24 protein-coding genes are annotated in these 20518 nt (G+C 33.4%); 20 read left to right on the plus strand and 4 right to left on the minus strand.

Features of this window, described 5'->3' with window-relative positions; translation table 11 throughout:
- On the plus strand, positions 1-258 hold a 258-nt coding region (locus J6Y29_05560), incomplete at its 5' end, for an aminoacyl-tRNA hydrolase (GenBank protein MBP5427335.1).
- A gap of 75 nt (positions 259-333) precedes the next feature.
- Positions 334-1197, plus strand: a complete 864-nt coding sequence (locus J6Y29_05565) for a phosphatidylserine decarboxylase (protein ID MBP5427336.1) — start codon at positions 334-336, stop codon at positions 1195-1197.
- Positions 1198-1280: 83 nt separating this feature from the next.
- On the opposite strand, the gene yabG is transcribed toward J6Y29_05565, so the two are convergent.
- Both yabG and J6Y29_05575 read right to left on the minus strand, forming a co-directional pair.
- Positions 1281-2135 carry a sporulation peptidase YabG gene (gene yabG / locus J6Y29_05570; GenBank protein ID MBP5427337.1) on the minus strand — a complete coding sequence of 285 codons (855 nt, stop codon included), beginning with the start codon at positions 2133-2135 and terminating at the stop codon, positions 1281-1283.
- A gap of 56 nt (positions 2136-2191) precedes the next feature.
- Positions 2192-3175 carry a CotS family spore coat protein gene (locus J6Y29_05575; GenBank protein MBP5427338.1) on the minus strand — a complete coding sequence of 328 codons (984 nt, stop codon included), beginning with the start codon at positions 3173-3175 and terminating at the stop codon, positions 2192-2194.
- A gap of 121 nt (positions 3176-3296) precedes the next feature.
- On the opposite strand from J6Y29_05575, the gene J6Y29_05580 reads away from it, so the two are divergent.
- The 3 genes from J6Y29_05580 (at position 3297) to J6Y29_05590 (ending at position 4639) form a co-directional block, all read left to right on the plus strand.
- Positions 3297-3482 carry a ferredoxin gene (locus tag J6Y29_05580; protein ID MBP5427339.1) on the plus strand — a complete coding sequence of 62 codons (186 nt, stop codon included), beginning with the start codon at positions 3297-3299 and terminating at the stop codon, positions 3480-3482.
- A gap of 74 nt (positions 3483-3556) precedes the next feature.
- Positions 3557-4138, plus strand: a complete 582-nt coding sequence (locus tag J6Y29_05585; GenBank protein MBP5427340.1) for a VanZ family protein — start codon at positions 3557-3559, stop codon at positions 4136-4138.
- Between the two features lie 18 nt (positions 4139-4156).
- Positions 4157-4639, plus strand: coding sequence for an NAD(P)H-dependent oxidoreductase (locus tag J6Y29_05590; GenBank protein MBP5427341.1), 483 nt, complete (start codon positions 4157-4159; stop codon positions 4637-4639).
- A gap of 52 nt (positions 4640-4691) precedes the next feature.
- On the opposite strand, the gene J6Y29_05595 is transcribed toward J6Y29_05590, so the two are convergent.
- The gene (locus tag J6Y29_05595; protein MBP5427342.1) at positions 4692-5735 is read right to left on the minus strand and encodes an NAD(P)-dependent oxidoreductase; all 1044 of its coding nucleotides are present in this window, start codon (positions 5733-5735) and stop codon (positions 4692-4694) included.
- A gap of 351 nt (positions 5736-6086) precedes the next feature.
- Between J6Y29_05595 and J6Y29_05600 the strand changes: the two genes are divergently transcribed.
- From J6Y29_05600 to J6Y29_05645, 10 genes are all read left to right on the plus strand, one after another.
- A complete protein-coding gene (locus tag J6Y29_05600) occupies positions 6087-6749 on the plus strand; it encodes a ribulose-phosphate 3-epimerase (protein ID MBP5427343.1) in 663 nt (220 codons plus the stop codon).
- Between the two features lie 5 nt (positions 6750-6754).
- Positions 6755-8134 carry a DUF4153 domain-containing protein gene (locus J6Y29_05605; protein ID MBP5427344.1) on the plus strand — a complete coding sequence of 460 codons (1380 nt, stop codon included), beginning with the start codon at positions 6755-6757 and terminating at the stop codon, positions 8132-8134.
- 32 nt (positions 8135-8166) lie between these two features.
- Complete coding sequence (locus J6Y29_05610) at positions 8167-8802, plus strand: thiamine diphosphokinase (GenBank protein ID MBP5427345.1); 636 nt, start codon at positions 8167-8169, stop codon at positions 8800-8802.
- Positions 8803-8830: 28 nt separating this feature from the next.
- The gene (gene holA / locus J6Y29_05615; protein ID MBP5427346.1) at positions 8831-9841 is read left to right on the plus strand and encodes a DNA polymerase III subunit delta; all 1011 of its coding nucleotides are present in this window, start codon (positions 8831-8833) and stop codon (positions 9839-9841) included.
- Between the two features lie 89 nt (positions 9842-9930).
- Positions 9931-10236: a hypothetical protein gene (locus tag J6Y29_05620; GenBank protein ID MBP5427347.1), complete on the plus strand. Its 306-nt coding sequence runs from the start codon at positions 9931-9933 to the stop codon at positions 10234-10236.
- Between the two features lie 3 nt (positions 10237-10239).
- Positions 10240-10920 carry a hypothetical protein gene (locus J6Y29_05625; protein MBP5427348.1) on the plus strand — a complete coding sequence of 227 codons (681 nt, stop codon included), beginning with the start codon at positions 10240-10242 and terminating at the stop codon, positions 10918-10920.
- Positions 10921-11026: 106 nt separating this feature from the next.
- Positions 11027-11272 carry an AbrB/MazE/SpoVT family DNA-binding domain-containing protein gene (locus tag J6Y29_05630; protein ID MBP5427349.1) on the plus strand — a complete coding sequence of 82 codons (246 nt, stop codon included), beginning with the start codon at positions 11027-11029 and terminating at the stop codon, positions 11270-11272.
- A gap of 151 nt (positions 11273-11423) precedes the next feature.
- Positions 11424-12455 (plus strand): recombinase RecA, encoded by a 1032-nt coding sequence (gene recA, locus J6Y29_05635; protein ID MBP5427350.1) that lies wholly within the window; start codon positions 11424-11426, stop codon positions 12453-12455.
- Positions 12456-12595: 140 nt separating this feature from the next.
- Positions 12596-14173, plus strand: a complete 1578-nt coding sequence (locus J6Y29_05640; GenBank protein MBP5427351.1) for a hypothetical protein — start codon at positions 12596-12598, stop codon at positions 14171-14173.
- Between the two features lie 74 nt (positions 14174-14247).
- Positions 14248-16842: a calcium-translocating P-type ATPase, PMCA-type gene (locus J6Y29_05645; protein MBP5427352.1), complete on the plus strand. Its 2595-nt coding sequence runs from the start codon at positions 14248-14250 to the stop codon at positions 16840-16842.
- Positions 16843-17088: 246 nt separating this feature from the next.
- Here J6Y29_05645 and J6Y29_05650 read toward each other — a convergent pair whose 3' ends face one another.
- On the minus strand, positions 17089-17307 hold the full coding sequence (locus tag J6Y29_05650) for a transposase (protein ID MBP5427353.1): 219 nt from the start codon (positions 17305-17307) through the stop codon (positions 17089-17091).
- Between the two features lie 63 nt (positions 17308-17370).
- On the opposite strand from J6Y29_05650, the gene J6Y29_05655 reads away from it, so the two are divergent.
- The 5 genes from J6Y29_05655 to tsaE all read left to right on the plus strand — a co-directional run bounded on the left by J6Y29_05655 (position 17371) and on the right by tsaE (position 20508).
- On the plus strand, positions 17371-17520 hold the full coding sequence (locus J6Y29_05655; protein MBP5427354.1) for a hypothetical protein: 150 nt from the start codon (positions 17371-17373) through the stop codon (positions 17518-17520).
- 350 nt (positions 17521-17870) lie between these two features.
- Entirely contained in the window at positions 17871-18332 is a 462-nt protein-coding gene (gene rplM / locus J6Y29_05660; protein ID MBP5427355.1) for a 50S ribosomal protein L13, read from the plus strand.
- 1 nt (position 18333) lies between these two features.
- Positions 18334-18726 (plus strand): 30S ribosomal protein S9, encoded by a 393-nt coding sequence (gene rpsI, locus J6Y29_05665; protein MBP5427356.1) that lies wholly within the window; start codon positions 18334-18336, stop codon positions 18724-18726.
- A gap of 152 nt (positions 18727-18878) precedes the next feature.
- Positions 18879-20066 (plus strand): amidohydrolase, encoded by a 1188-nt coding sequence (locus J6Y29_05670; protein ID MBP5427357.1) that lies wholly within the window; start codon positions 18879-18881, stop codon positions 20064-20066.
- Positions 20053-20508 (plus strand): tRNA (adenosine(37)-N6)-threonylcarbamoyltransferase complex ATPase subunit type 1 TsaE, encoded by a 456-nt coding sequence (gene tsaE, locus J6Y29_05675; GenBank protein ID MBP5427358.1) that lies wholly within the window; start codon positions 20053-20055, stop codon positions 20506-20508. Before J6Y29_05670 ends, tsaE begins: the two co-directional genes overlap by 14 nt.
- The last annotated feature ends 10 nt before the right edge of the window (positions 20509-20518 follow it).

Raw genomic sequence — 20518 nt, forward strand, 5'->3', positions numbered from 1 at the left:
CCATCAGGAAGTGCTGGTAGTCACAATGGATTAAAGTCTGTTGTGTCGATGCTAAATAATCAGAATTTTCTTAGGGTTAGAGTTGGAATAGGTAAGCCGCCAGAGAACTGGGATTTGGTTAATTATGTTTTGGGAAAGTTTAACGAGGATGAACAAAAGGATTTTTGTAAGGTAGTTCAAAATGCTAAAGATGCTGTAAAGTGTATAATAAATTCGGATATAAATTCGGCGATGAATGTATTTAACAAAAGATCATAGAGTTATTTATGTTTGTGGATTATGTGTAAGTATAGATAGATTATTAGTAGCATAAAAAGTAGTGGAGGGTAAAAAATGTATAAAGTTTACAACAGACAGACCAAAAAGTATGATACATTGTCAGAACCCAATAGGTGGCTGGCCTTTCTATATGACACAGTGATAGGGAGAGTGTTATTGGGTTTGTTAACCAAGAGAATATTTTCTAGTATAGTTGGCATGTACATGAGTAGCAGCGTGTCGAAATGGAGAATAAAAAGATTTATAGAGAAAAATAATATAGATATGAGCGAGTATCAAGCTGAATCGTATAGAAGTTTCAATGATTTTTTTATAAGAAAGATAAAACCAGAGCGAAGATTGATAGATAAGAAAAAAGATGTTTTGATAGCGGTTTCAGATGCAAGAATTTTAAGATATAAGGTGACGCCTAAATTGACACTTAATATAAAAAACAGTACCTATACAGTGGAAGAATTAATAAAGGATAAAAGAGAGGCAAGAGAGTACATGGGTGGAGAGTGCCTTGTGCTAAGGCTTGATGTGGATGATTATCATAGATATGTGTATTTAGACGAGGGACAGGTTGTAGCGTCAAGGAAGATAAATGGAGTATTTCATACCGTAAATCCTATATCAGATGGTAAGTACAAAGTGTATGCACAAAACACCAGAGAATGGGTAAAAATCAAAACAGAAAACTTTGGAGATATTATACAAATGGAAGTAGGCGCGATGTGTGTAGGTAGAATAAGAAATTTTGTTCATGAGAAAGTGTCTAGGGGGCAAGAAAAGGGTTACTTCGAGTTTGGAGGTTCTACAATAATTATTTTATTTAAAAAAGATGCAGTTTGTATAGATCAGGATATAGTAGATAACTCATTTGTGGGTATCGAAACCATAGTAAAGCAAGGAGAAAAAATAGGAGTTAAGGCGTAAGCAATGAGAGTCGCAAGAGTTTGTGCTGATGTTGGGCAAGACCTTGCGATATCTACATTGCATAGGTTTTTGTTGCCATTAGGTCAAGGCTCTAGAGGGTAGCCATAGCGCCTTTTGCCTCGTGTTTGAATACCACCGATGCCTTTTTCTCCAGTGATAGTGGATCGGATTACTTCTTCTGGAGCAACTATTCTGTCTACCCCAGCACTTGCAACGGTTTGGCATATAAATACAGGGTCTAGTGCATGTATCAATACACGCAGGGGAGAGCTTGCGAAATTTGCACCAGCCTTTATTATGTTTATATACATTGATTGACAGGCCCCTGCGAATATTACTAAATTATCAACGTTTTTCTCGTATTCACGTGCTACTTTGACTGCATCGACGAAGTACTTTGATGTGCGGTAGTTGGATATATTATTGTAGCCGTTTTTAGATTTTATTACGCCGTCGTGTCCGGTTAAAACCAATATATCAGGTTTGTATTTTTTAAGTAGGCGAAGTATTTCAGATGGTTGGTCTTTTTCAGGTACATATACACCAATTGCGTTTAGATTGTTTTTCTTGTATTGGTCAATACAAATTTTTAAGTAAGAATCATCGCCATCTACATGGAGTATCTTGCAGTTGGTGACAAAGTTTTGACGAAGTGAATTTTTATATTTTATGGGATGCCTTTTGTATCGACCTGCCATTTTAAGTTCGATATTCTTCTTATCAGCTTGTACTAACATATTCCTGGTATATTCACTAATTTTATTCTTGGGTTGTAATAAAAGATCGCTTTCTAAGGCATCTGCCTCTAGTCTGTAACAAATGCCTTTTAGTATATAGTTTGTGGTAGAGTCAACTTCTTTTTTGTCGACAACCTTAAATAGAATGTCGGAACCATAGGATTTTCTTGTGACAACGTCACCAATGTTTATATTTTGCATAATATCACCAATTTATATTAGTCATACTATAGCTTATTCACTAATACAAAGCAATGCTACAATACATCATACTTTTTGAGAAACGTTTCAATGGGGCGAATTTCGTCTATTACATTGTTAAGTTTTGAGAGATATATAGAGTCAGATAAATTTTTTTTGCTGTTGTAATATGTGTTTATCACTCGCCAAAATTTTTGAGGGAACATGAGCATAAGTTTCATCACATATAATTCATCATAAGATAATGGAACTTTCTTGCGGTAACAGTCTAGTATTTTCTGAGCTTCATTTATGTCCCAATTGCACTTTCGAAGTTTTCGTTTAATTAGATTGCATAAGTCATAAATTTTTAGTTCGTAACAACAGTATTCAAAGTTTATTAAGAAATAAGTGCCACTCTTATTTACAATGTTGTTATGCGTGAATTCATGGTGACAAAATGAACCTTCTTTTTGTGTCATAGAAACTAAATCCATATAGCGCGATTTGGAAAGCTTCTCTATAACTTCTTTACCTAAATTGTAGAAATAATCAATGTAGTCTAGTAGTAGATAATCGAATTTTGTTTTTCCTAAGTGAGCATTTTTTTTAGCACGCTTTATTTCATCTAGTCGTTTTTGATACACGGATGGAAGCTTTCCTAATTCATCTTTATTGAAAACACTAGGAGATTTGAAAAATCCTCTGGAACTTATGTGAAAATCAGCTAAAAGTTGTGTTGACTTTTCTACATCAGTTGGATTATCAAAATTCATTTCTTGTCCGTCTAGAATATTTGTTAGGGTGTATAGGTTGTTGTTTAGTATAATGAAAGGATCGTTGTTGGTGGTCAACATAAATTCATCTACGTACTTAAAGTTATTGGAAATAAGATGCTGTTTGGCGTTATGTATGAAGCGAACGCGTTCTGGTGAAATAACTTGCTTTTTTAGTAGCATCCGTCCAGTATTGTTTAGTACTATATAGTTATCCCTAAAAGAGGATATATTGGATATTTCAATATTGAAATTACTTTTTAATTTTTCTGCAATTTCTTTCATAGCGAAAATCTCTCCTTCAATTTGATATATTATATTTGTATTACAAGATATGTTGAATAATGCATAGTAGATGTGGACACAATAGTTTAAGTGATAACAAAAAGAAAGAGAGGCGAATTAAATGAGATACTACGTGAATGAAAAATGCATATCTTGTGGATTATGTACGTCTATATGTCCAGAGGTGTTTTCAATGAATGATGAGGGAGTTGCGGTGGCTACGCAAAACACAGTACCACATGAAGATGCGGATAGCGCAGATGAAGCAAAAGAAAGTTGCCCTGTTGATGCAATAGAAGAGGCATAAAAAAATATTCATCCCTTTGATTGACAGGGATGAATATTTTGTCGATATATTGCTAGTGAGAGGGAGATGATACGATGAATTATGTATATTCATTTATGTGTTTTATTTTGCCAAGTGTGGTGTGGCAGATAATCAATAGGGATAAATTAAAAAAGAATCTTGTTAAGCATATTATATGGTCATATGTATTCATAATATACTGTTATTTGGTTGTTGAAGTGGCAGCAGATATGGGAACACTATGGGATTTATTGCATAATCGTTCTATAATAGGACAAGTTTATTTAAAACCTCTCATTGTAAATGAATTAAGATCACATGTATTAAATATAATTATGTTTGTACCGTTGGGATTTTTGTTACCGTGTATATGGAATGAATTTAGAAATGTTTTTGAAGTTTTGAAGATAGGATTTTTCTTGTCTCTTGTAATCGAAGTAAGTCAAATGTTTTGTTATAGAGTAACAGATGTTAACGATTTGATAACTAATACGACAGGAGCGATTGTTGGGTATGGGATATGGGAATTTATGCAAGGTGTTTTTGGAACAAGAAAAAAAAGAGATAATATGATTACAAAAGAAGAAGCTATAGTATATATTTTTGGAGGAACTTGTGGTATATTTATGTTGTATAGTCGAAGATTATTCACATAGGAGAGGAGTAGATTTTTTATGAAGAAGATATTGGTGGCTTATTTTAGTGTGAGTGGTAGAACTAGACAGGTTGCACAAAAGTTGGCAAAATGTATAAATGCTGATTTGTATGAGATTATTCCAGCAGAACCGTATACTGATAATGATATAGACTGGCGATCCAATAAGGAGAATCGAGCATCGATAGAGATGAAAGATAAATTTTCGCGTCCGAAGATAGCAAATGGGGTACAAGATATGGCAAAGTATGATAAGATATATTTGGGATTTCCAATATGGTGGTACGTCGCTCCCAGAATTGTGAATACCTTTCTTGAATCGTATAATATGTTCGGGAAAGTTATTGTGCCATTTGGTACATCTGGTGGAAGTGGTCTGGGGAAAACAAATCTTATACTTAGCCCTTCATGTGAAGGCGCGATATTAAAGGATGGAAGGGTATTTAGCCCCGATGTTGATGAGACTACACTTAAAGAATGGGCGATGAAAGTGATTAATTAGGGTTTACATAAGGCTTACGTTTTACACGTAAGCCCATTATATATAGTATCCGTTAAAAAAATAATTTTGCTATTTTTAGTATGCCTTGACTCCACGGTACTCGGTGTGATACGCCCGATTTATGTTCAAATGACGATAAGTTCTCAAGATACCACTTATAATTTCGAAGAAGAGCATCTTTATTTGAATATTTGGGATTAAAACCAAGTAATTTTGTAGCTTTATCTATTGACACAAAAGACTCTTTGCCAGCAGTTTCGTATACCCATTTATATAGAGGCGAAAGATGCATGAATTCTAAAATTTTTAGACAAATTATCATAAACTTCTCAGGGAAGCAAATAATTTTTTTGCCAAAGCCTGCGTAATCTAATATGTATTGATAATCATTTTTCATTGTTGAGAATTCTTTTGCACCAATGTTAAACGTGTCATTTACTATATTTTCGTCTAGCGTGGTTGTAGAGTATATTGCATCGCAAAGGTCCGCTACATCTAGAAATTGATATAGATTGTTGCCTTTGCCGATCATAGGAAAATTTTTGCCACATCGTGCCCAATCATAAAATAGAGCAAATACACCCAGACGCTCAGGTCCGATAAATGACTTTGGACGAAGGATAGGTACAATCATACCTTTTTTCCTATATTCGTGACAGATTTCTTCAGCTTTAATTTTAGATTTTCCATAAGGCCCAACACCAATTAAAGGATCTGTTTCGTACAATGGATGATGATCTGGAATGCCATAAACAGATGTTGAGGATATAAATATAACTTGTTTTATGTTATGTCTAAAAGCTACTTCCAATACATTACGAGTACCATCAACATCTGTTGAATAAATGTCTTGTTCACTATATAAAGGTAGAGCCGCTGCAGCATGAACAACAATATCGACGTCTTTCATTGCAAGGTCTAGGTCATCAGTATTTCGAATATCGCCTGTAATGACACGTATTTTATCTATCATGTCAGGATAATCGAATTTTGCAATATCAAGAGAAGTTACATCAAATCCTTTTTCAACTAAATATCGAGTAAGATTTATTCCCAAAAAACCTGCTCCACCTGTAATAAGAAATCTTTTTGCCATATCAAAGCCCCCAATGAATTATTTAATGAAAAAGATTAAGCGATTTAGTGCGAAATCTTGTATGTGACCTCTTTTTTTTAGCCTATCAACTTAGATTATAGCAGTAAAAAACATATTTTGTCAAAGCGTTCCTAAATGTTTTTTTAGACATTTTTTGACGATTTATGTAGTATTTTATAGGAATTATAGATATAATATTTAGAAAAAGTTAAATATCTATAGTTTCGAAAATTGTAGCTATTTAACTATATGTAGTTGTCGTTTGTGGTGACTTTTGGTAAAATTTTTAGTGGAAATACAAATAAAAATGTAGTAAAATATAAAGCGACGTAAAAAAGGAGGGTAGATAGTATGATAAAGATAGCGCCGTCTATATTGTCAGCGGATTTTGCTAATTTAGGAGACGAAATAAAAAAGATTGATGAATGTGGAGCAGATATGGTGCATGTGGATGTTATGGATGGGGTTTTTGTTCCTAATATAACTATTGGAGCAGGAGTTGTAGGGGGATTACGAAAGTACACAAAGCTTGAGTTTGATGTACATTTAATGATAGAAAATCCCGATAAGCATATAGAAGACTTTGTAAAAGCGGGCAGCGATATAATAACGGTGCATGTCGAGAGTACAAAGCACTTGCATAGGACAATACAAAACGTAAAGAAAAGAGGAGTAAAGTGTGGAGTGTCGCTAAATCCGGCCACATCATTAAAGGATATAGAATGGGTGTTACAGGATGTAGATATGGTGTTGTTAATGACGGTAAATCCTGGCTTTGGAGGACAAGCATACATAAAGAATATGACAGATAAAGTACGAATGTTGAGAAATATCCTAGATGATAGGGGACTTGATGTCGATATAGAAGTTGATGGAGGAGTATCAGAAGATAATATTAAAATGTTATCAAAAGCAGGAGCGAATGTATTTGTATCAGGTTCTACTATATTTAAATCTAATGATATACAAAAAACAATTTCCGATTTAAGGAAACTTGCGGAAGGAGAAAGGTGATTTTTATGGAAAAAATTAAAAAGTTGTTAAATACAATGAAAGAAATAATAATGAGGTTCCCAGGGGCGGTATTGTTCCTTGTGATATTTTGTATTTTTAATCCTGTTAGATTGGTTTTTAACTCTATTAAATTGGGTGATAAAGACTTTTTAGATAGTTGTCTTAAAATGTGTTCATATGGATTTAATTTGTCTTTTATTCTTGAGATATTATTGGAGAATTTAAGGCAAAAGAGAGTTAGATTTAGGCTCATTTGTTATAGTTTAATCGCGGTGTTTATTGGAACTTTATGGGTAAGTGGTTTCTTTAAACAAGATATGGTAGCAGTTTGGGGAGTATCCACGGCTCTTAGTTGTTTAATGTTATTGGTTTTTGCTAATAAAGACAGAGGATCTTTTGAGTTTAACTGGATAAAGCTTTTTGAGAGTGCGTTTTTGGCGTTTATGTATTCTATCGCTGCTGTATTTGCAGTAGAGCTTTTGGTACTTGCAGTAGATGGATTGATAGGATTTAAGGCAGGGAAGCTGTACTTGGATATATTTTGGGTAGGTACGACATTGGTTAGTGGTTTTATATTTCTTGCTAAAATACCAAAGATTGGAGATCAGTTAGAATGTCCTCTTTTCATAAAAAATATATTTAGGTATATAGTTATTCCATTTGTAAGTATTGCAATAGTCATTGCATATGTGTACCTTATAAAGTTTTATGTAAAAATAGATTTGAGTGAATTAAAAATTCTAGCTATTTCGTTACCACTTACTTTTATGGTTGTATTCACATGTTTCTTTGCAAAAATATTTGAGAGTAGAGGCATGGAGATATTAAAAAAAGTTATGTTGTTGCTATTGATACCAATAGTGTGTCTAGGAGTGGGTGCTGATATTATGGAAATAAAAAAAGAAGCACTAACTATTGAGAATATTTTAATAGCGAAGACATACCTAGTGTTGATTGTATTTATGGTGTTGATTTTGATCAAGAAGTCTAAGTATCAACATTTGGGATTATTATTTGCAGCGGTATTGATGTTAATAAGTACAGTAGGTCCTTTGAAGATGCAAAATTTAGTTTTGAAAAGTCAGGAAAAGAGAGTTATATCTGTATTGACAAGAAATAATATGTTAAAAGATAATAAGTTTGTTGGAGTTGAGAATATATCCCAAGAAGATTATGAAGAGATAAGAAAAGCAATGAATGAGCTTAGAGAGTATAAGTTAGCTGGACCAGAGTTTTTTGAAAGTGTGGGAATGAGTGAAAAGGACTTTAGTGAACCATGGGAGAACTGGAAGATAGAAAGAAAATTCGAAAAGGAAGCTAAGAAAGAGGCATCAGATGAGTCAGCAGATATTAGTGAAAAAAACAAGAGAGATCAAGAAGTATAAGGTTTTAAGGAAAAGAGGTAGCAAAGCAAGGAATGAAAGGGCTTATTATTTGTGGCGGTAGAATAAAAGATAAGGAATTTTTGAGAAATTATACAAAAGATGTAGATTTTGTTATATGTGCTGACAGAGGAGGATTATATGCAAAAGATATGGACATTATGCCTGATTTGTTGTTAGGTGATATGGATTCTATACCAGGCTGTATCCTAGAGGAGTACAAAAATAAAAAAGTAGACATGACTTTGTATCCGTCTGAAAAGGACATGACAGATTCAGAGATAGCTATATTGCGAGCTGTAGAAATGGGAGCAGATGAGCTTATTATAATGGGAGCTTTGGGTAGCAGGTTAGATCATTCGTTAGCGAATATATGCATGTTAAAGAAATTGGTGGATATGCATATTAAGGCGACGATTGTTGACGAGAATAATGAGATAACATTGATAGATAATGAGCTAGAGCTAAAAAAAGATGATGAGTATATGCTAAGTCTTTTGCCGCTAACTCCAAAAGTAACTGGTGTTACGCTAAAAGGACTTAAGTATACTCTAGAGGATGGAACGCTAGAGATGGGGACTAGTCTTGGTGTATCTAATGAATTTGAAGATGATGTAGCCAAGATAACGATAAAAGACGGACTGTTGTTGGTGATAAAATCGAAGGACTAGAGCATAGGTTAAGAAAGGTAGATATCAGATGAGTTCAAATATACTAAAGCAAGAGCTTAAAAATAGAGTTGTTAGGAATGTGTATTTGCTGTACGGAGAAGAAGATTATCTTAAGAAGTTTTATGCTAAAAAGATTGAAGAAATTGTTTTAGAAAAAGATTTCGGTGACATTAACAGGTTTGTAATTGAAGAGCCAAAAGATGTCTCTAAAATTGAAGACTTATGTGAGACTCTACCTTGTTTTGCAGATAAGAAATTTATCCTTGTTAGGAATAGTTCGTTTTTTAAATCGACCAAAAAGGAAGCAAAGTTGAAAAAGGAAAAATTAGAAAAATTAATAGAGATTCTGCCAGAATATGTGTGTTTAGTATTTGTTGAGATAGAGATAGATAAAAGACTTAAAGCAGTGAAGGCAATAGAAAAAAAAGGATTGACAGTAGAGTTTGGAATACAGGGAGATACAGTTTTGTTAAAATGGGTAGAGAAAGAAATGAAAAAATATGGCAAAATTGTACATCCTAGTGTGGCTATAAAGATTATACAATATTGTGATTCTTGTATGGAACAAATATGTACCGAGATGGAAAAGCTCAGGCTTTATGTGGATGATAGAGAAGAGATAACAGATCTAGACGTAGAAAATGTTTGTATAAAATCAGTTAATGTGCGCATTTTTGATTTGATAGATAATATATCACTTGGAAGATCAGATTTGGCATTGAAAAATTTTAGAGATATGTTAATATTAAAAGAGCCGGTTCCTAAAATAATGTATATGATTATACGACATGTGGTAAAGTTGTTGGATATGAAAATGTTATTTGAGGAGGGTTTAGGAGTAAAAGATTGCGTGTCAATAATGAAGATTGCTCCGTATGCAGCAAATAAAATGGCTGGTCAAATAAAAAATTTTGATGTAAGAACTTTAAAGAGAGCCTTAAAAGGAATGCTCGAATTGGATCAAAAAATAAAAATAGGAGAGATCAAGGATGTTTTAGCTGTAGAAGTAGCAATAGTTAAATTGTGTAGTTTAGTATAATTGCCATTGATAAATGTGTTTACAATGCAAACTAAATTAACTAAAATACAAAATGGTTTATGTAAACAAATGGGGGGAATATTTGCTATATGTCAAGATTAGTGGCGAGGCCTAAATCTATAACTTCTGCAAGAATACGTGTAGTTGAAACGACAAAATTAAAAAGAGATGTTGAGAAATTTTGGAATATTGTAACAAAAGGCAGAGTGGCAAGGAGTTTGCAAAATAGTCAATATATCAAAGTCTCGTTAAGAAGCGGATTAATACTTGTACTAAAAAGAAAAGGTACGAATGGGAAAGGTACAATAGACATAAGTGTGAGTACCAAAAAAGTCATGCAAGGAACTAGATTAAAGGACCAAAGAATTCATTTTGTTGAAGCATTGGAGGAATAGTTCATGGTTACGGTGGGTTTTACAAATGTCATGATGTATCAATTAAAGGAATTGAAGGGAAAGGAACTAAAATCTATAAGTTGTGTGGATGATGAAATAAAAAAACGTAAATTTCCAAGATCAGCATATGGAAATTTGTTTTTGTGTGTAGATGATATGTACATGGAAATAGGAAATTTATTTAGAAGTATGAATTACTTCGGAAATGAAGAGGATATATCGACGTTGTTTTGTGAATTGAAGCTAAGACAAAGTGAATGTCAGCATTACATGTATACAGAGATTGCGAAAGAGTACGTTATAGATGATATAATAGAGAACATTATTGTAATAAGGGATAAAATATCTTTGTATCAGAAAGAGTACGGTGTGAAGGTTGTCTCGGATAATTATGAATTAAGAAAAGAAAAGGGAGAAAAAGAGATACCAAATGTAAAAGATTTGGGTGGTATAGAATTAGGTCATTATACATATAATATAGTATTAGATCAAGCATTAGTAATAAAATGCGCCAATAACACATATATTTTTGAGAGAGGTTCGTTGTTTACAGAAGAAATATTAATACGAGTAAATAAGAATTATATGGTAGAAATAGATTCTGTAGAGGACGTAAAGAAGTATTGGAGAGAAGGGAATGAAGGGTTAAGGATAGATGTAGAAAGAGAAAAAATACAAATTTAGAAAAATTTTTAAGAAAATTATTAATATAAAGTATAATTTTCCCGATATTGTAAGCGGTGTAAAATGATACACTTTTATATATTTTATAGAAAGGGGAGGATGTGGAATGAAGTCCACTGGTATAGTCAGAAAATTAGATGAATTGGGAAGATTGGTTATACCAAAAGAATTGAGGAAGACTCTTTCTATAGACGTGAGAGATCCCTTGGAAATATACGTAGATGGAGAAACTATAATATTAAAAAAATATGCTCCAGCATGTATATTCTGCAATGAAGCTAAAGATATAGTTAACTACAAGGGAAAGAATATTTGCATAAATTGTAGAAAGAATCTAGCTGGTCAGGCATAATACAAATCGACACAGTTTTTAGAAGGTACCTATATTTTGTGTAGGTGCCTTTTTGACATAATTTTTTTTGATTGTATATATTGACAATAATAGGCAATTGGGGTATTATAGCATAGAGGTATTATATAAGATTAATTCGGAGGTTTTTATTATGATAGAAAAACAGAAGGCACTAGAGATGGCACTGGGACAAATAGAAAAACAATTTGGAAAAGGGGCCATAATGAAGCTTGGCGAAAATACACATATGAATGTTGAATCTATATCAACAGGTGCATTGGGTTTAGACATGGCTTTGGGTGTTGGAGGAGTGCCAAGAGGGAGAATAGTAGAGATATATGGGCCAGAGTCATCAGGAAAAACAACTGTTGCATTACATGTCATAGCGGAAGCTCAGAAAAATGGGGGAGTTGCTGCATTTATAGATGCAGAGCACGCGTTGGATCCGGTGTATGCAAAGAAACTTGGCGTAGACATAGATAATTTATTGGTATCGCAACCAGATACAGGGGAGCAAGCATTGGAAATAGCAGAATCATTGGCAAGAAGTGGAGCGTTAGATGTAATTGTAGTGGACTCAGTTGCAGCGCTAGTACCAAAAGCAGAGATAGATGGAGAAATGGGAGATTCTCATATAGGTTTGCAAGCGAGACTTATGTCGCAGGCGCTAAGAAAATTAGCTGGCGTTATAAATAAGTCTAGAACAACAGCGATATTTATAAATCAGTTAAGAGAAAAGGTAGGGATAATGTTTGGAAATCCGGAGACTACACCAGGAGGAAGGGCATTAAAATTTTATGCTACAGTTAGAATGGACGTAAGAAGGATAGAATCAATAAAAAATGGTACGGATTTTGTAGGAAATAGAACGCGAGTGAAAGTTGTAAAGAATAAAGTCGCACCACCATTTAAGGAAGCTGAGTTTGATATAATATATGGAGAAGGGATTTCAAAAGAAGGAAGTATACTTGACGTTGCAGTAGATTTAGATATAGTGAATAAAAGTGGATCGTGGTTTTCATATAATGGACAAAGGTTGGCACAAGGAAGAGAAAACGTTAAAAAGTGCCTTAAGGATAATAAAGAGTTGTATAGTGAAATAGAGAAAAAGGTAAGGGAGCATTTTGCAAATCTTGGGGGAGTTGCTCAGGTTGATGAAGAGGAAGAGACTCTTAAAAATTAAGGGAAATAATAGGTAATTTTTGAGGCTTATAATTTGAGCCTCATTTTTTTGTGAGAAAATAGCAACTAAAAGTATAATAAAAGAAGGTATTTGTTACGATACATAGAAATAAAACTCTGTTTAGAGGGGGGCGGTTGGTTGTGATAAAAAAAAGATCTGAATCATTTGGTGGTTTCTCAAATAGAAAATTAAGTATAGGGAAAAAATGGGCTAGTGAGAGAGATTTAAGTAAATTAGACGAAGCTGACAATATATATGTTTTAAGAGAACAGGTTCTAGAACAAAGAAAAGTATTGGAAAAGAAAATCCATAATGTGCCAGAACAATTAGAACAATTAGAACAATTGAAGAGTTTTATGCAGGAGAAGAAAGATGTTAGTGAGAGTATAAAGAGAGGAGAAATATCAAAAAATATTAAAGAAAAACAAGCAAATCAAAATATGAAGATAAAAAATATGCTTTCTACAATTATTAATCAAAATGGTACAAGATTTACAAAATCGGAATTAAAAATAATTTCTAATATAAAGAAGGCAAAAAATTTAGAGTATAAAATGGAATTGTTAAATACATTAATTGCGAAAAAACAAGAAGAAAAAGAATATACAACAGATTATTTAAATCAGTATGAAAATCTTTATAAAGACATAGATGAAGGAATTAAAAAGCAAGTAAAAGGAGTAGAAATTGATAAAGAATTATTTAAAAATAGATTCCATGTAATACAACAATGTGAAGAAAAGTTTAAAGATATATCAAAAGATAAAAAAGAATTTAAAGAAATATGCGAAAAAGGTAGAATTAGAGGATTGGAAAGTAATTTATATAATCATGGTATAGTTGGGCTTAGAGAAAATAATTTTACAAAACTTTATGAAAATATAAAAGGGTCAAAAAATAAATATTTAAGTGTGATGATGAATATTGTTAAGTATGGAAAGAAAAAAGAAGAGAAATTTGATGATTACTTGCATAAAAATAAAAATAAAATAATAGAAGAGATAGAAAATGGTGTAGCACAGTTTAATGAAAAAAAGGAATCTAATAAAAAATTCTGGTCTGCAGAAAAAATTAAAGATGTTGAAAAGGCTATTAAAGAACTAAATAGCAAATTAAATGACATAAAATCTAAAAATAAAACAGATAAAGAGTATCAACTAGAACAATTAAAAGAACTTATAAAAGATACATACAAAACAATGGATACAGTACAAGTAGAAATATATAATAATAAAAACTTTAAAAAATTGCAAAAGATAGATAAAATGCAAAATGATCTAGATTTTGTGCATACTTCTTTGTGTGATGTTGTATCAGATGTAGAGAGAATGATAAAAGATGAAGAAAAAACTATTAATATGAAAATATATTATGAAGGTGTACTACAAAAAAATAATTTTAGTAAAGCTTTAAAACCAACAGATAAAGCCAAGAATAATGATTTTATGTATAAAGATGAAAAAGTAATACGTGATGCAGAAAAAATAAAAAATGAGATTATTAATATGCGTAAATCAAAAGAAAAGAAAAGTATAAGAGATAAATTTAAAGAAGCATCAATTCTTGTAAAAAGATTGAATGATAAGGGATCTAGGGGACTAGATATAAATATATTAACAGTAAATAATAAAAAACAAGAAATTAGGAAAATTATTAATAAAGATATAAAGAGAGCTGACAAAAGAAGAAAAGAAATGGGTAGGCAGATGGATCGTTAAAGTTTAGAATAATAGAAAGCAATTAAACAAACAATATTATAAAAAAGTAAGCGAAACTTGAGGGGATGAGTATTATGGATGATGTTTATTTAACAATAGAGGAAGTTTTAAATAAATATAACACAAACAGAAAAACAGGGTTATCTATTGAACAAGTCCATAATGCAAGTTCCCTTTATGGTGCCAATAAACTAAAAGATAAGAAGCAAAAGCCGTTGATAACTAGGTTTATTGATCAGTTTAAAGATATAATGATAATAATTTTATTAATTGCGTCAGCTGTGTCATTTGGTGTGGCAATTATGGAAAAGGATCAAAGCGAATTGGTAGAACCAATATTAATAGTAGCTATAGTTATAGCTAATGCTATACTAGGTGTGATCCAAGAGGGTAAAGCTGAGCGATCACTTGAGGCGTTAAAAAAGATGTCAGCATTAAATGCACGAGTAATAAGAGAGGGGCAGGAGTGTATTATACCAAGTGTAGATGTGGTGGTGGGTGACGTAATAAAATTGGAAGCAGGGGATTTTATTCCAGCTGATGCACGTCTTATAGAGAGTGTAAATTTAAAGTGTGAAGAATCAATATTAACGGGAGAATCCTTACCCAGCGAGAAGGATGCGGGATGTGAAGTCCCAGTAGATGCATCGCTAGGGGACAGGAAAAATATGATTTTTTCTGGATGTAGTGTTGTGTCAGGTACGGCGTTGGCAGTTGTTGTTGCAACGGGAATGAAGACCCAGGTTGGAGATATTGCAAATCTATTGGATAGAGAAGAAGATCAAAAAACGCCACTTCAAGAGAAAATAGCAAGCCTTAGTAAATATCTAGGGCTGGTTTCTATTTTGGCATGTGTGGTCGTATTTATTATAGGTATGATTAATGGTATGAGATTAAAGGATATTTTTATGGTGTCAATAGCACTTGCGGTTTCAGCTATTCCAGAAGGCTTGCCGGCTATCATAACTATAGTTTTGGCGATGGGTGTAACAAAGATGGCAAAGAAAAATGCAATTATACGAAAATTGCCTGCAGTTGAGATATTGGGTAGTGCATCGGTGATTTGTTCAGATAAGACAGGGACCCTTACACAAAATAGAATGACCTTGGTTGAGATATATACACCAGGATCAGGAGAAATTGAGAAAGTGAGTGACAATAATTCAAATGATGCAAAAAAATTGTTAGAGTACGCGACAATGTGTTGCGATGGAGTCATAACAGTAGAAGATGGTTTAGAACATCACATTGGGGATCCAACTGAAACGGCCATAATAAAAGCTTGTATGATAAATGGAATATTAAAGGAGGAGATAAATGAAAAAAGCCCAAGAGTCGCAAGTATTCCATTTGATTCTGATAGGAAATTGATGACTAGCGTTAATATAATAGACGGGAAAAAAGTTGTTATAGTAAAAGGTGCGTTTGATGAGATGAAAAGTAGGTGTGTCAATCAAGATTTGGCAGCTGCAAAAGAGCATAATGATGAGATGAGTAGTAGGGCGCTTAGGGTAATAGCAGTAGCATACAAATATACAGATAATGTGTCGGCAGAGGATTTAGAGGATGGACTTATATTTCTAGGCCTATTGGGCATGATTGATCCACCAAGAGATGAAGCTAGGGAGGCAGTGGCTTTATGTAAAAGGGCGAAGATACGTCCAGTTATGATAACGGGAGATCATATAATTACTGCAAAGGCGATAGCAAAAGATATTGGTATAATGGATGACGGTGATTTGGCTATTACAGGACGAGAGCTAGATAAAATGGATGAAGATGAGTTTTTGGATGCTGTAGACAACATATCAGTGTATGCTAGGGTATCTCCGCAAAATAAAATAAGGATAGTGAATGCATGGCAAAAGCGAAATCATGTGGTTGCGATGACAGGGGATGGAGTAAATGATGCACCAGCATTAAAAGCTGCTGACATAGGATGTGCTATGGGTATTACAGGAACTGATGTAGCGAAAAATGCATCTGATATGATATTAACAGACGATAATTTTGCTACAATAGTTCAGGCGGTATCTGAAGGAAGATTGATATATAAAAACATAAAAAAAGTTATAGAGTATCTTGTAGGAAGTAATATAGGAGAGCTTCTAACAGTGTTTATTGCTATGGTATTGTGGGGATTGAGTCCATTGGAATCTATGCAGCTTTTGTGGATAAATTTGATAACAGATGGATTTCCGGCAATAGCGCTAGGTATGTCAAAAGGATCGGATGATATAATGCTTAAAGGGCCTAATAGTAAGGATGAAAATCTCTTTTATGGAGAACTAGGAAAAAGGGTTTTATTAGAGGGTATGATAATAGGAACAGTGACAACTATAGCTTTTTATATTGGCAGTAGATTTGGAGTAGTAGGGGGAAGAACATTTGCATTTATAGTCTTGTCGTTAACTCAAGTAATAAATGTGTTTAATATAAAAACTGATAAATCAATATTAAAAGAAGATGTTTTTGATAATAGTTATTTAAATTGGGCATGTCTTAGTTCATTGGCTTTAATGTGTGTTGTGTTATTTACACCACTGGGTAAGATATTTGGTTTATGTAAATTACAGAGCACGTATTATATTGTAGCTATATTGCTTTCTTTATTTCCAACAGTGCTATTTGAGATATTGAAAATTAGGAATCAGAAAAGAGAGGATTAGGTATAAGACATTTAAAAAGATATATCCGGATTAAAAATATAGAAAATGATTTTGTAAGGAAAATGGATTTAGAGAGTTATGTTAAAAATTCAAAATATAATCAAAATAGATTGACTGCTCCCAAGGATTAAAATCATGGGATTCACACTCGCTTGCCACTTGGTGACTGAACAATCCATTTCTGGTAGTTCGTACGGTGTGGTATGGGTGCGCCATCACCCATCATAGGGCAGAACATATAGTTCCCTATGCAGTATGTCTGTTACCAACATACTCAGTTGATCTACATATATTCATTGCTCCAAGCAAGTCCCTATGTGTGTGAAATCCGCATTCACACACATAGCTTCTATCATTTGCGTGATGCACACTCCCACAAATTGGACACTTCTGGCTCGTATAAGCAGGATTTACATATTCAACCGATATCCCTACACGTTTTGCTTTGTATTCTATAAATTGCATTAGCCTATAGAATGACCAATTTTAAATGAATATTATAATGCAATATTACAATATAATCATACTATGGACTTGTTGCGTGCATGTAAAATTGCGACAAGTAAAGAAAGAACGAGTGAATTATTTAATATAATACGGAATATATCTAACGAAGAAGACAGAAGTAAGGCAATAGATTTATTAGAAGAACAAATAGAAAGAGTGGACGTAAAATAGTGTATATTTTGTTGTATGGTGATTATTCTACCCTAGCTAGATCTTGGCTAAATGTTAGATAAAAAATGATATTGAAGGTCGATTAAAAGAGAGAAAAGGGTATATTAAGAGAAGAAAAAAGAGAAAAATACGGATAAATTAAATTTTTGCAAAAATATACTTGACATACCCAGGGTTTTTGTAATAGAATAATCTGGTACTTAAGTTTGTCTCGTTTTAAGGATGAGCTGATCGTTCAATAAAAACAATTGCGTCTGTGATAATTGTTCATAGATATAAAGACTTGTTTATTAGAGAAAGTATCAAGCGGAAAAAAGAGTTAGAAATATTTTAAGGAGGTAAGTTTTTTAATGAAGACTTTTGTAGCAAAACCGAAAGAGATAGAAAGAAAATGGTTTGTAGTCGATGCTGAAGGAAAGACATTGGGAAGATTAGCAAGTGAAGTAGCAAAAATTTTAAGAGGGAAACATAAACCTGAGTATACGCAATTTGTTGATACAGGTGATTACGTAATTGTAATAAATGCGGACAAGGTTGTGTTGACAGGAAAGAAGTTGGAGCAAAAGATGTACAGACACCATTCAGGATGGATTGGTGGAATGAAGGAAATAAAGTACAGGATATTTATGCAGAATAGTCCGGAAAAAGCTGTTGAGATAGCAGTTAAGGGAATGCTTCCACATAATAGCCTGGGAAGAGCAATGTTTAGAAAGCTTAAAGTTTACAGAGGTAGTGAGCATGGTCATGAAGCACAAAAACCAGAATTTTTAGATTTAGGAAAGAAAGATAAGAAAGGGAGTGTAACAGAGTAAAATGGCTAAAGTTGAATTTCGTGGAACAGGTAGAAGAAAAAGTGCAGTGGCAAGGGTGAGGCTTATACCAGGAACAGGTAAGTTTATTATAAATAAGAGGGAATTAGATGATTTCTTTGGTTTAGAAATATTAAAGACTATATCAAAGCAACCGTTGGTGTTGACAGGAACAGAAGGAAAGTATGATATTTTTTGTACAGTAAGAGGTGGAGGCTTTTCAGGGCAAGCTGGAGCTGTAAGGCATGGAATTGCAAGAGCTTTGCTTAAGTCGGATGAGGAATTGAAGTTGGCATTAAAGAAAGCTGGATACTTAACAAGAGATCCAAGAGAAAAAGAAAGAAAGAAGTACGGAAAGAAGAAAGCGAGAAAAGCGCCTCAGTTCTCAAAGAGATAATATGGAACGGATCCCATGGGCATGCCTGTGGGGATTCTTTTACCCTAAAGGTGTAAATTATTTATCAAACGATGGTGTGTATCGGTTGATGTTTGGTTGTGCGTGAAATTTAAGATGATTTTAGATTGCAGATGAAAGGAGGAAAGTTTGGAATGATTTTGATAGAGAATGGCATGGTATACACAATGAATGCTAATAATGATGTCTACGATTGTGGATGTATATTAATTGATGGTGGTAAAATTCTAGAGGTTGCAAGAGATAGAGAATCAATTAGAAGTGATATATCACGAGATGTAACAGTTATAAATGCAAAGGGAAGGTATGTGTTTCCTGGATTTGTGGATCCACACTGCCATATAGGTTTATATGAAGATTCATTGGGGTTTGAAGGAGAAGATACAAATGAGAGTACAGATCCTGTGACACCTCAGCTTAGGGCAATAGACGGAATTAATTTTTTTGATAGAAACTTCAAAGAAGCATATGAAGCAGGGGTTACAACAGTTGTAACAGGACCTGGAAGTGCAAATGTTTTGGGTGGTCAGTTTTTAGCCATGAAAACGTATGGTAGAAGAATAGAGGAAATGATAGTGAAAGATCCTGTTGCGGTTAAAATTGCATTTGGAGAAAATCCTAAATCGGTGTATAATGAAAGAAAACAGATGCCAACAACTAGAATGGCGACTGCTGCGATATTAAGAGAAGAATTAAACAAGGCAGTAGAGTATAATGATAAGAAGAAAATATATGCTAGTACTAAAGATGAAGAAGACAAGCCAGAGTATGATGGGAAACTGGAAGTTTTGATTAAGGTATTAAATAAGGAGATTCCGTTTAAAGCACATGCACATAGGGCAGATGATATATTAACAGCTATTAGAATAGCGAAAGAATTTGATGTAAATATTACGATAGAGCATTGTACAGACGGATCAAGGATAAAAGATATACTAAAGAGTGAAGGTGTTCCTGTAATAGTGGGCCCAGTGATAACAGATAGATCTAAGCCAGAACTTGCAAATCAGAGCGCGAGTACGGGAGGGATTTTGGCTAAAGAGGGAATTGATGTTGCTATAATGACAGATCATCCAGTATTTCCTATAAATTATTTGCCAATACAAGCGGCTATAGTGGCTAAAGAAGGCATGGATTGTATGCAGGCATTACGAGCTATAACTATTACTGCGGCAAAAGTGTGTGGAATAGATGATAGAGTAGGAAGTATAGAGGTTAACAAAGACGCAGACATAGTAATATTTGATGGTCATCCATTTGAGATAAAGACTAATGTTTTAAAAACAATAATAGATGGTGAGGTTGTGTATGATAGAGATTAAAGCATTTAGCGCGGATGATACCATAGCTTGTGGATATAAGCTTGCAAAGCTTATGGAGAGTGGGGGAATAATATTGTTGGATGGAGATTTAGGTGCCGGCAAAACTGTATTTACGACAGGAATAGCAAGAGCACTTAATATATCTGATTATATAACTAGTCCGACATTTACTATAGTGAACATGTATGTTGGTGATAAGCAATTGAATCATTTTGATGTGTACAGAATAGAAAAGGAAGATTTGGATGATATAGGTTTTTGGGATTATATATTGCCTGACACTTTTGTTGTGATAGAGTGGTCCCAGAAGATAGCTGGCCTTTTGCCTAGGGACACTGTTGAAGTGAATATAAGCAAAGATTTAGATAAAGGGCTTGATTATCGTAGTATAACAATAAAGTGCAATGGTAAATATGAAGAGTTGGAAAGTAAAATGATATAGAAAGGGAAAA

The sequence above is a fragment of the Clostridiales bacterium genome (genome assembly GCA_017961515.1).
Lineage (GTDB): Bacteria > Bacillota > Clostridia > Acetivibrionales > RGIG10202 > RGIG10202.